Raw genomic sequence first — 11217 nt, 5'->3', positions numbered from 1 at the left:
ACCCGGGGCCGCGGGGGCTGGTGCTGCTCTGGCTGCCGTTCGAGTGCGCGGCCCTGCTGGTGCTGACCGGACGGGTGGTCCGCGGGGCCGGGATCCGGCGGCCCGCGCCGGCCGGCGCGGCGCTGGTGCTCGCGGTGCTGGCCCTCCCGCTGCGCTTCACCCTGCGGCTGCCGCAGGCCGTCCTCGACCCGTCGGTGGCCGCGGTCGTCCTGGCCGCCCTCCCGGCGGCCTGCGCCGTCGGCACCGGCCGCTACCTGCACGCCCAGGACGGCCACCGCAACCTGGCGGTGCGCCGGGCCCGGCACGACCAGCGCCTCGAGGTCGCCCGCGACCTGCACGACCACGTCGCGCACGAGGTGACCGGGATCCTGCTGGAGGTGCAGGCCGCCCGGGTCTGCGGCTACGACGAGGAGCGGACCGGGGAACTGCTGGCCCGGCTGGAGGCGGCCGGGACCCGGGCGCTGGACTCCATGGACCACACCCTGCGGACCCTGCGCGACCCCGCGGCGCCCGCGACCGCGACCGCCGAACCGCCGCCCGCCCGGACGCACGGCCTCGCCGACCTCCCGGGCCTGGTCGACCGCTTCCTCGCCGCCGGCCCCGCCGACGGCGCCCTGGTGCTGGAGCCGGGCCCGGTCGGCACCGTCCCGCCCGAGGTCGAGGACGCCGCCCACCGGATCGTCCTGGAAGCCCTGACCAACGTCCGACGCCACGCCCCGCAGGCCGAACGGGTGGACGTCGAGGTGGTCCGGGTCCCGGGCCCCGCCCTGCGGATCACCGTCACCGACAGCGGCCGGCGCACCAACAGCGGCCGGCGCACCGCCTCCGGCCTCCCGGCCCGCCGCGCCGGGACCGGCGGCACCGGCCTGGCCGCGCTGACCGAACAGACCGGCGCCCTCGGCGGCACCCTCACCGCCGGCCCGCAGCGCGCCGGCTGGCGGGTCCGCGCCGTGCTGCCCCTGCGGTCCGCGTCCGCCTGACCGGGTGCCCGGATATCTGCCGAACGGCAGATGGCGGCGCGCCGCGGACCGGCGAGGCTCTTCACCGGGTCCGTCCCGGCCGGCCGCCGGTCCGGCGGGGGGACGGGCCTCGAGGGTCGGGCCCGCGGGGGTCGACGGGAGAGAGGGAGGCCATGCTCGAACTGATCGACGTCACCAAGGTGTACCGGGGCGGCAGGCGTGCCGTCGACGGCGTGACGATGCGGCTGGGCCCGGGGGTGCTGGGCCTGTTGGGGCCGAACGGCGCCGGCAAGTCGTCGCTGATGCGGATCGTGTCCACGGTCACCCGGCCGACCGGCGGCCGGGTCCGCTACCGGGGGGCCGACGCGGTCGCCGACCCCGACCCGCTGCGCCGCCGACTCGGCTACCTGCCGCAGGACTTCGGCGTCCACCCGCACCTGACCTCGCGGGAGTTCCTGGCCTACCTGGCCGCCGCCAAGGGCCTGTCGGCCCGGTCGGCGCGGGCCCGGATCGAGGAGCTGCTCCAGCTGGTCAACCTCACCGAGGCGGTCCGGCGCCCGCTGGGCACGTACTCCGGCGGCATGCTGCGCCGCGTCGGCATCGCGCAGGCGCTGCTCGCCGACCCCGAGGTCGTCGTCGTGGACGAGCCGACGGCCGGCCTCGACCCGGAGGAGCGGGTGCGCTTCCGCAACCTGCTCAGCGAGCTCGCCGCGGACCGGGCCGTGCTGCTCTCCACCCACATCGTCTCCGACGTCGAGTCGGTCGCCGCCGACATCGCCGTGATCGTCCGCGGCCGGCTGCTGCGCCGCGGCGCCCCGGACGAACTGCTCCGGGAGGCCGACGGGCAGGTCTGGGAGGCGGTGGTCGCCCCGGCCGGCGTCGCGGCCGTCCAGGAGCGGTACGCGGTCAGCCGGATGGTGCGCACCGCGAGCGGCGTGCGCCTGCGGGTGCTGGCCGCCGCCCCGCCGACCCGGGACGCCGTCCCGGTCCCGCCCGACCTGGAGGACGCCTACCTCGCCGTCGTCCACCGGAGCGCCGCACCGGCCGCGGGCGGACGGGCGGTGCGGGGGTGAGCGTGCGCGCCCTGGCCGGCCTCGCGGCCGGCGACTTCCGCGACCGGGTCCGCCGCCCGGCCTACGCGGTGACCCTGCTCGCCGCGGTCGGCCTCGGCCGCCTCGCCGTGCCGAGCGCGGACAGCACCTGGGTGATCATGGACGTCGGCGGCCACCGGGGGGTCTACAACAGCGCCTTCGTCGGCGTGGCCACCGCGCTCGCCGGTGCGCTCTGGCTCACCTTCGCCGGCTTCCACGTCGTGCGCGGCGGCATCTCCCGGGACGCGGCCACCCGGGTCGGCCAGGTGCTGGCCGCCACCCCGCTGCGTACCGGCGGCTACCTGTTCGCCAAGTTCCTGAGCAACCTGCTGGTGCTGGCCTCCATGCTCGGCGTCCTCGCCGGCACCGCCCTGGTGATGCAACTGGCCCGCGGCGAGGACCGCGCGGTCGACCCGGTCGCCCTGGTCGAGCCGTTCCTGCTGCTCGCGCTGCCGCTGATGGCGCTCACCGCCGCCGCCGCGGTCCTGTTCGAGACGGTGCCGCTGCTGCGCGGGGGGTTCGGCGCCACCGTCTGGTTCGCGGTGGCGCTGGTGATCGGGCTCGGCGGCCAGTCCGGCTCCGCGCCGCTCGGCGGCCTCGGCGTGCACCAGGCCGCGCGGTCGATGGCCGAGGCCCTGGCCGCGCAGCACCCGGCGGCCGGCGGGGGCGGGAGCGGGAGCGGGGTCGGGGGTGGGGACGGGGGCGGGTTCAGCCTCGGCCTGACCCAGGTCGGCAAGCCGCTCGACACCTTCGTCTGGAACGGCTTCGAGCCCTCCGGGGGCTTCGTCCTCGACCGGCTGCTGCTGCTCCTGCTCGCGGTCGCGGTGGCCCTCGTGCCCGCGCTCTGGTTCGACCGCTTCGACCCGGCGCGCTCCGCCGGCCCCGCCGCCCCGGAGCCTTCGCCGACTGCCCCGCCGGCTGTCCCGCCGACTGCCCTGCCGGCTGTCCTGTTGACTGCCCCGCGGACCGCCCCGCCGGGTGAGCCGGTCCGGGCCGGGTTGCCGCGGACCGAGCCGCGGCGGGCGGGGGCGTTCGGCCGGCTGCTGGCCGGGGAGGTGCGGATCCTGGCGCGGGGGGTCTCCCGCCGGTGGTGGCTGGTCGCGGCGGCACTCACCGCCGCCGGCTTCGCGGTGCCGATGGGCGTGCTGACCGGCCTGCTGCTGCCGGTGCTGTGGCTGTGGCCGCTGCCGCTCTGGTCGCGGCTGGGCAGCCAGCGGGCCGAGAACGGGCTGGAGGTGCTGCTCGCCGCCTACCCGGCGGCCCGGCGCCGGCTGTTCGCGGAGTGGGCGTCCGGCGCGGTGCTCACGGCGCTGCTGGGCGCCGCCCCGCTGGTGCGGATGCTGGTGGCGGGGGACGGCGCCGGCGCCGCGCACTGGGCCGGGGGAGTCCTGTTCGTTCCCTCGCTGGCCGTGCTGCTGGGCGTGGTGAGCCGTACCCACCGGGCCTTCCAGGCGCTCTACCCGCCGCTCTGGTACGCCCTGGTCAACAACGTGGCGGCGCTGGACTTCATGGGCGCCGTCCGGGTCGGCGGCCGCCCGGCCGGCCCGCACCCGCTGCTGGTCGCGGCGCTGTCCGCGGGGATGCTCGCGGTGGTGTTCGCGGTGTCCGCCGCCCGGCGCGGCGTCCGGGAGGCCCGCCCGGCCGGGTGAGCCGGGCGCGGCGGACCGGGGTACCGGGCGGGGCGCGCCGGAGACTGGCCGGATGATCGGTTCGGTGCGGGAGTGGGTGCTGCCGGAGCGGCAGCGGCGGTCGGTGGAGGAACTGCGGGAGGACCTCGACCTGTCGGTCGGCGAGGTGCGGGCCAAGCGGTCGGCGTTCTGGACGATGCTGGTGCTCTCCGCGGTGATCGCCGCGTGCGGGGTGCTGACGGACTCCACCGCCACCGTGATCGGGGCGATGATCATCGCCCCGCTGTCCACCCCGATCATGGGGATCGCGCTGGGCGCGGTGCGGCGCAGCATCGGCGGCGCCGGCTGGTTCGTGCTCGGCGGCGTCGCGCTGGTGGTGGCCATCGGGGCGCTGGCCTCGCTGGTCGTCCCGTCCGACTACGACCTGCTGGCGGACAGCCAGATCGCCGGACGGACCTCGCCCGGCCTGCTCGACCTCGCGGCCGCCCTGGCCACCGGGTTCGCGGGCGCGGTCGCGCTGGCCCGCCGGGACGTGGCGGCGGTGCTGCCGGGCGTGGCGATCGCCATCTCGCTGGTGCCGCCGCTGGTGGTGGTCGGCGTCTGCGCCGGACAGGGCGCGTGGTGGCTGGCGCTGGGGGCGCTGGTGCTGTTCGTCTCCAACCTGCTGGCGCTGTTCTTCGCCGGCATGGTGGTGTTCGCCGCCATCGGCATGGGCACGGCCGACCGGGGGCCGCGCCGCGCCTACGCCACCCTGGGCGTGCTGTTCGCGGCGGTCGGCGTGCTGCTCGCGGGCAGCACGGCCGGCACCGTGCTGGTGCACCTGTGGACGAACCGCACCGCGGCCGCCGCGACCGCCTGGCTGTCCGGCGTCCCCGGCGCGCAGGTGCTCGACGTCCGGGCGCAGTCCCGCACCCTGCACGTGGCCGTCCGCACCCCCGCCGAACTGCCGCCCGTCCAGGACCTGTTGGCCGCGCTGCGCGGCGAGGTCCCCGACGGGGTGCCGGTGGTGGTCACCACCACCGAGGGCCGCCGGATCGAGGCCGGCCGGGTCGGGCGCTGAGCCCCGCGTTCGAGGCCCGCGCCCGCGCCCGATACCCAGCACCCGGCCCGCGGCTGGCACCCTGCGCCCGGCCCGCGGCAGCGCGGGGCGTTCCGGCGGGGCCGCTCAGCTCTCGGGGAAGGGCGCGCGGGGGATGTCCGCGGCCAACCGGGCCCCCTCCTCGACCAGGGTGCTGGGGACGTTGAACTGCCACTCCGGGCTCTCCGCGATGCCCTGCCACTGGGGGAGGGGGACGGGGGGCTCGGCGCGGGTGACGGCCTCCCGGTGCCCGTAGGCGCCGACGGTTCCGGCGTACTCGATGAACACGAGGACGTCGCCGTTGGGGCGCCAGATGGCGACCTGGTAGCTGTACAGGCCGGGCACGATGGCGTCGGTGGCGCTGGCCATCTCCCAACTGCCGTCCGGGAGGAAGCGGTTCTGGCAGCTCAGGGGCCCCGGCGGGGGCCCGCTCGGGCGCTGGGGGCCGCTGCCGCACACGAGGGGGGTGTCCCGGGCGTCGGGGGCGCGGCCGCCGCTGGGGAAGGGGTGGGAATCCTTGCGCAGGGTGAGCTGGAAGGTGGCCGTGCCGCGGCCGTCGTCGTAGCGGAGGAACGCGCCCACCTTCTCGACGGGGGAGTAGTCCCCGTACGGCTGCTGGTACTTGACGAAGGTCCCGCCCGCCGGGAGCCGGTCGGACAGCAGCTTGACCATGGCGTCCGGGGTCAACTGGGCGTCCGCGCGCAGCCCGGACGGGGACGGCGAGGTCACGGGCGAGGTCACGGGCGAGGTGACGGGCGCGGTGACGGGCGGGGTGACGGGCGGGGTGACGGGCGCGGCGGCGGTGGAAGCCGGGGCGACGGCGGAGGCCGGGGCGGCGGGCGCGGACCCGGCCGGGGCGCGTCCGTCGCGCAGGTGCGAGGTCACGACGGCGGCGCCGAGCACGGACACGGCGGCCAGCGTCGCGCCGCCGGCCCGCAGGGCGCGCAGCCGCTGCGCGCGCCGGCGTTCGCGGCCGAGCCGGGCGCTCTCCGCGACGATCGCGGCGACGGGAGGATCGAGGTCCTCGACGCTCGTCACCAGGACGTCGGCGAGGGTCTGGTCGAAATCCACGGGTTTCTGCCTTTCCGGGGCCTGGGGAGGGTCAGTTCTGCGGTCAGTTCTGCAGTCAGTTCTGCGATCAGTTCTGCAGCAGGGCGAAGCGTTCGGGCCCGAGCAGCTCCCGGAGCGTGGCCAGGGAGCGGGAGTTGAGGCTCTTCACCGCGTTCACCGTGGTGCCCAGGGCGTCGGCGACCTCCTCCAGGCTGTAGCCCTCGAGGTAGCGCAGCACCACCGCCGCGCGGTTGCGGGGCGCGAGCCGGTTCAGCGCGTCCAGGACCGCCAGGCGCAGCGTCACCCCGTCCGCCTCGCCCGGTCCGTGCACGGCGCGGTCGGGGATCTTGCCGACCGGGAGTTCGCCGGAACGCCGGAGCCTGCGGTGGGAGAGGTAGCAGTTCAGCAGCGCCTTGCGCGCGTAGGCGTCGAGGCCGGCCACCCGGCCGCCCCGGGTCAGCCGCCCCCACACCGGGTACATATTCGACAGCGCGATCTGGACCAGGTCCTGCGCCTGGTACCAGTCCCCGCACATCAGGTAGGCGGTCTTGAACAGCTGCCCGGCCCGGCCGGCGGCGAACTCCTCGAAAGTGATCCGGTCGGACAAAGGGGCTCCTCGGGGCTGGAATTCGGACGCCTTGATACACGACTCGAACCGCCCGTCCGTGTCGCGCCCGCTTCCGGCAACCGCACCTCCGCCGGCCCCGGGCCCCGACCCCTGGCCCCGGCCCTCGGCCCCCGGACCCTGCCCCGGGCCCTTGACCCTCGACCCGGTCGAGCCCGCACAGTCCTCGGCAGCGTCCGACCCGTCCTCCGACCCGCCGCAGGAAGCAGACCGCCCCGTGAAGCTCCGCCTCGACCGCGCCGCCTTCTCCGACACCGTCGCGTGGGCCGCCCGCGCCCTCCCGCACCGCCCCACGCTGCCCGCCCTGGCCGGCATCGTGCTGACGGCGTCCGGCCGGACGCTGACCGCCGCCGCCTTCGACCACGAAGTCTCGACCGCCTTCGAAGCGGAGGCCGAGGTCCTCGAGCCCGGCACCGTGCTCGTCCCCGGCCGGCTCCTCGCCGACCTCGGCCGGACACTTCCCGACCGGCCGGTCGAACTCGCCGCCGAAGCCGCGGACACCGTCCTCACCTGCGGCGACTCCCGGTTCGCGCTGCCCCACCTCCCGCGCGAGGACTACCCGCGGCTGCCGGACCCGCCCCCGGTGCTGGGCACGGCCGACACCGCAGCCCTCGCCGAGGCCGTGGCACAGGTCGCCGTCGCCGCCGCCCGGGACGACAGCCTCCCGGTGCTCACCGCCGTCCGCTTCGAGACCGACGCCGAACGGCTGCGACTGGTCGCGACCGACCGGTACCGCCTCGCCGTCCGCGACCTGCCCTGGCAGCCGGCCGACCCCCGGGCGTCCGAAGCCCTCGCCCTGGTGCCCGCCAGGAGCCTGCACGACATCACCCGGGCCCTGGCCAGGGCGCCCCGGGGCGACCGCGTCGAGATCGCCCTGCCCGCCGGGCCCCCGCGTAGCGGAGGACTGATTGGCTTGCGCGCCGGGGCCCGCCGGGCGACGGCCCGGCTGCTCGACTCCGCCTACCCGAACTACCAGGCGCTCTTCCCCGCCGCCTACACCGGAACCGCCACCGTCGAACGGCTCCCCCTCCTGGAGGCCGCCAAGCGGATCGCCCTCGTCGCCGACCACCGCTCCCCGCTGCGCATCACCCTGTCGGCCGGCCGGATCACCCTCGACGCGGGCGAGGGCGGCGACGCCCGCGGCCGCGAAACCCTGCCCGGCGCCTTCCACGGCGAGCCCATCCGCATCCCCACCAGCGCCGCCTACCTCGTCGAGGGCGTCAGCGCCATCACCACCCCCCTGGTCGAACTGGGCTACACCACCCCCACCAAGCCGGCCGTCCTCACCGGGCGGACGGACGACCGCGCGGAGCGCGATGCCGGTTACCGGTACCTGTTCATGCCGCTGCGCTCCGCCTGACGGGGACAAGCCGGGGCCCGGGTGCGGGCTGCGGTCGGGGGCAGGGGGCAGGGGGCGGAGGTGTGGGGGCGGACGGCCGCGCGGAGTACGACCCCGGTTACTGGTACCTGTTCATGCCGCTGCGCTCCGCCTGACGGGGACAAGCCGGGGCCCGGGTGCGGGCTGCGGTCGGGGGCAGGGGGCAGGGGGCGGAGGTGTGGGGGCGGACGGACGCGCGGAGTACGACCCCGGTTACTGGTACCTGTTCATGCCGCTGCGCTCTGCGTGACGGGGACAAGCCGGGGTCGGGGCTCAGGGGGACGTGCTGCGGTCGTGGGCGTGGGCGTGGGCGCGGGCTGCGGCGTGGCCGGCGCCGCGGCCGGTTGCGTGGGCGGTGATCAGGCCGCCGCGGAGGCGGACCGCGGTCTCGGTGAGGTCGGGGTCGGGGGTGGGGTCGGTGGTGGAGAGGTGCTGGAGGGCGGCGGGGACGGCGCCGGTGTCGTCGAGGACGACGCGGACCCGGGGGAGCCGGTCGGGTGGGAAGACCCGGCGCAGGCAGCCGGCGAGGTCCACGATCCGGAGCCGGGCCAGGCGGCCGGTCTCGGTGGGGTCGCCCGTCACGACGACGACGCTCACCTCGTCGTCCGGGCGCGTCGAGCGCAGCGCGTCCTCGGCCGCGGACAGGCGCCCCGCGCCCAGGACGACGAGTACTCCGTCGCGGCCGAGGTCGACCGGGCGGCCGGTGATCTCGTCGTGCAGGCCGTCCGGCGGTGTCCACGGGGCCCCGGTCGGGCGTGCCGGGGCGACGTAGGGCAGGTGCGGCGGCTGCGGGTCGTCGCCGAGGGGGGTGTCGGCGAGGTGTTCGGCGGCGCGCGCCAGGTCGAAGGGGTCGCCGACGCCGGGTGCGTTCTCCGCGGCGGCGGCCGCACCGTGCAGCAGGGTCAGCACCAGCCCGGCGCGCCGCACGCCCCCGGCGGGTACGGCCCCGGCGGGTACGCCCCCGGTGGCGGGCGGTCGGAGGGCCAGGGCGAGCAGCAGGGCCTCGAACCGGACGAGTTCCGCGAGCGCGGTCCGGGCCGGCTCGGTGCCCAGCACGCCGGACAGCGAGCGCAGTTGCAGGTGGCCGCCCCCCGGGGTGTCGCCGAGGAAGGGGAGCCGTTCGAGCCAGACCCGGGCGAAGGCGCCGAGTGCCTGGCCGGCGGAGGCGGGCGGCCGGGCCGGGGGTTCGGCGGCGTCCCGGGCCCGTTCGGCGGCGTCGACCAGCACCGCGAGGTAGAGGGCGCGCTTGCCGGTGAAGTTGGAGTAGACCGCGCCCCTGGTCAGTTCGGCCCGCTCGGCGATCCGGTCGATCTTGGCCTCGGCGTAGCCGGACTCGGCGAACTCCTGCCGGGCCGCGACCAGCACCGCCGCGCGCGTCCGCTCCTGCTGCTGGGTGCGGGTCAGTCTCGCCATGGTGTCCCCTTCGGCTCCTGGTGTGTCATGATACCCACGGCATTCGGATGATGACGGTATCCGGATGTCATGAGTATCTGATCTGCCCGCCGACGCCCCCGCCCGGGAGGAGCACCCGATGACCCGGTCCGACGCCCCCGCTCCGGACGCCCCCGCCCCGGACGCCGCCCTGCTGGTCCTGCACGCCCTGCGCTGCGCCGGCGCCGTCGGCGTCGCCCGGCTCCGGGCGATCACCGGGCTCGACGCGGCCGACGCCGAGTCCGAGCTGATCGACCTCGGGGTGGACGGCCTGGTCGTCCGCCTGCCCGGCGAGCCGCCGGTGTGGTGCCTCACGGACGCGGGGCGCGCGGCGGACGCCGGGCGGATCGCCGGCGAGCTGGAGTCGGCGCGGGCCCGCGGGCGGGTGACGGCGGCGTACGAGCGGTTCATGGTCCTCAACCCCGAACTGCTCGAGCTCTGCACGGCCTGGCAGCTGCGCTCCGTCGACGGCGTCACGGGCGTCAACGACCACGCCGACCCCGGCTACGACGCCCGGGTGCTCTCCCGGTTCGCCGACCTGGACGGGCGGGCCGCTGCGGTCGGCGCCGAACTGTCCGCCGCGCTGCCCCGGTTCGGCCGCTACCGCGTCCGCCTCGCCGAGGCCCTCACCCGGGCCGCCTCCGGCGAACCGGCGTACGTGGCCGACCACACCGCCTCGTACCACGTCGTCTGGGCCGAGCTGCACGAGGACCTGCTGGCGACCCTCGGGTTGGAGCGCTGGTGACCGGGTGGACCCGGGCGCTCTCCGCCCGGACCGGGGGCACGGCCGAGACGCTCGGCGGCAAGGCGTACGGCCTGGTCCTCCTGCACCGCCTCGGCCTGCCGGTGCCGGCCGGGTTCGTCATCACCACCGAGGGCTGCCGCGCCTTCCGGCGGGACGGGCGCCTGCCCGACGGGCTCCTCGCCGAGCTCGCGACGGCCGTGGCCGATCTCGAACGCTCCACCGGGCGGACCTTCGGGGGCCCGCGCGAGCCGCTGGTGGTGTCCGTCCGCTCCGGGGCCGGCGTCTCCATGCCCGGGATGATGGGCACGGTCCTCAATCTCGGCCTCACGACCCGGGCCACCGAGGCCCTGGCCGCCGAGACCGGCGACCGGGCGTTCGCGCGGGACGCCCGGCGGAGCTTCCTGGCCGGCTTCACCGCCGTGACGGCTGCGAGGGGTGCGGGCCCCGTCCCGGACGACGCCGCCCAGCAGCTGCGACAGGCCGTCGAGGCCGTCTTCTCGTCCTGGGACGCGCCCCGCGCACACACCTACCGCGAGTTGAACGGCATCCCGCACGACCTGGGCACGGCCGTGATCGTCCAGCGGATGGTCTTCGGCAACCGCGACGGCAGCAGCGGCAGCGGGGTCGCGTTCAGCCGCGACCCCACCACCGGCGAGAACACCCCGTACGGCGACGTCCTGTTCGGACGCCAGGGGGAGGAGGTCGTCTCCGGGCGGACGGCGACCCGCCCCCTGCGCGAACTCGCCGACCGGGAGCCGGGGGTGTGGGCCGGGCTGCTCGACGCGCTGCGCCGGCTCGAGGAGCACTACCGCGACGCCTGCTACGTCGAATTCACCTACCAGTCCGGCGAGTTGTGGTTCCTCCAGGCCAGGCCCGGCCGGTTCGCGGGGGCCGCCGCCGTCCGCGTCGCCGTCGAACTCGTCGACCAGCGGCTCATCGGACGGGACGAAGCACTGCTCCGGGTCCCGCCGCTCCACCTCCGGCACGTCCGCACCCCGCGGATCGCCCCCGGCGGGGAGGCCGACGTCCTCGCCCGGGGCACCGGCGCCTGCCCCGGCGTCGCCACCGGCCGGATCGCGACCACGGCGGACGGCGCGGTGCGCGCGGCCCGGACCGGCCCGGTCGTCCTGGTGCGCCCGGAGACCTCGCCGGGCGACCTGCGCGGCCTCGCCGCCGCGACCGGGATCGTCACCGCGCGCGGCGGGCCCGCCAGCCACGCCGCGGTCGTCGCG

10 protein-coding genes are annotated in these 11217 nt (G+C 77.1%); 7 read left to right on the top strand and 3 right to left on the bottom strand.

The features are described 5' to 3' along the window. The 4 genes from ACFUEL_RS25155 to ACFUEL_RS25140 all read left to right on the top strand — a co-directional run. Positions 1–980, top strand: a 980-nt coding sequence (locus ACFUEL_RS25155) for a sensor histidine kinase (RefSeq protein ID WP_380239021.1), incomplete at its 5' end; no start/stop codon positions are given. 152 nt (positions 981–1132) lie between these two features. Beyond that, positions 1133–2032: an ATP-binding cassette domain-containing protein gene (locus tag ACFUEL_RS25150; protein WP_380239020.1), complete on the top strand. Its 900-nt coding sequence runs from the start codon at positions 1133–1135 to the stop codon at positions 2030–2032. Further along, positions 2029–3699, top strand: coding sequence for a hypothetical protein (locus ACFUEL_RS25145; protein ID WP_380239019.1), 1671 nt, complete (start codon positions 2029–2031; stop codon positions 3697–3699). The genes ACFUEL_RS25150 and ACFUEL_RS25145 overlap by 4 nt, the downstream gene beginning before the upstream one ends. A gap of 52 nt (positions 3700–3751) precedes the next feature. Further along, positions 3752–4738 carry a DUF389 domain-containing protein gene (locus tag ACFUEL_RS25140; RefSeq protein WP_380239018.1) on the top strand — a complete coding sequence of 329 codons (987 nt, stop codon included), beginning with the start codon at positions 3752–3754 and terminating at the stop codon, positions 4736–4738. A gap of 105 nt (positions 4739–4843) precedes the next feature. Here the strand turns inward: ACFUEL_RS25140 and ACFUEL_RS25135 are convergent, their stop codons facing one another. Continuing rightward, on the bottom strand, positions 4844–5827 hold the full coding sequence (locus ACFUEL_RS25135) for a hypothetical protein (protein WP_380239017.1): 984 nt from the start codon (positions 5825–5827) through the stop codon (positions 4844–4846). Between the two features lie 67 nt (positions 5828–5894). Further along, the gene (locus tag ACFUEL_RS25130; protein ID WP_380239016.1) at positions 5895–6413 is read right to left on the bottom strand and encodes a SigE family RNA polymerase sigma factor; all 519 of its coding nucleotides are present in this window, start codon (positions 6411–6413) and stop codon (positions 5895–5897) included. Between the two features lie 235 nt (positions 6414–6648). Here ACFUEL_RS25130 and dnaN point away from each other — a divergent pair, with 235 nt between their 5' ends. Next, entirely contained in the window at positions 6649–7791 is a 1143-nt protein-coding gene (gene dnaN, locus ACFUEL_RS25125; protein WP_380239015.1) for a DNA polymerase III subunit beta, read from the top strand. A gap of 291 nt (positions 7792–8082) precedes the next feature. Here dnaN and ACFUEL_RS25120 read toward each other — a convergent pair whose 3' ends face one another. Continuing rightward, on the bottom strand, positions 8083–9222 hold the full coding sequence (locus tag ACFUEL_RS25120; RefSeq protein ID WP_380239014.1) for a TetR family transcriptional regulator: 1140 nt from the start codon (positions 9220–9222) through the stop codon (positions 8083–8085). A gap of 118 nt (positions 9223–9340) precedes the next feature. On the opposite strand from ACFUEL_RS25120, the gene ACFUEL_RS25115 reads away from it, so the two are divergent. Both ACFUEL_RS25115 and ACFUEL_RS25110 read left to right on the top strand, forming a co-directional pair. Further along, positions 9341–9985 (top strand): transcriptional regulator, encoded by a 645-nt coding sequence (locus ACFUEL_RS25115; protein WP_380239013.1) that lies wholly within the window; start codon positions 9341–9343, stop codon positions 9983–9985. Next, on the top strand, positions 9982–11217 hold a 1236-nt coding region (locus ACFUEL_RS25110; RefSeq protein WP_380239012.1), incomplete at its 3' end, for a pyruvate, phosphate dikinase. The genes ACFUEL_RS25115 and ACFUEL_RS25110, both read left to right, overlap by 4 nt.

The sequence above is a fragment of the Kitasatospora sp. NPDC057198 genome (genome assembly GCF_042670125.1).
Taxonomy (GTDB): domain Bacteria; phylum Actinomycetota; class Actinomycetes; order Streptomycetales; family Streptomycetaceae; genus Kitasatospora.
The sequence above is the reverse complement of the archived record's forward strand: the minus strand, read 5'-3'. Positions and strand labels throughout refer to the sequence as shown.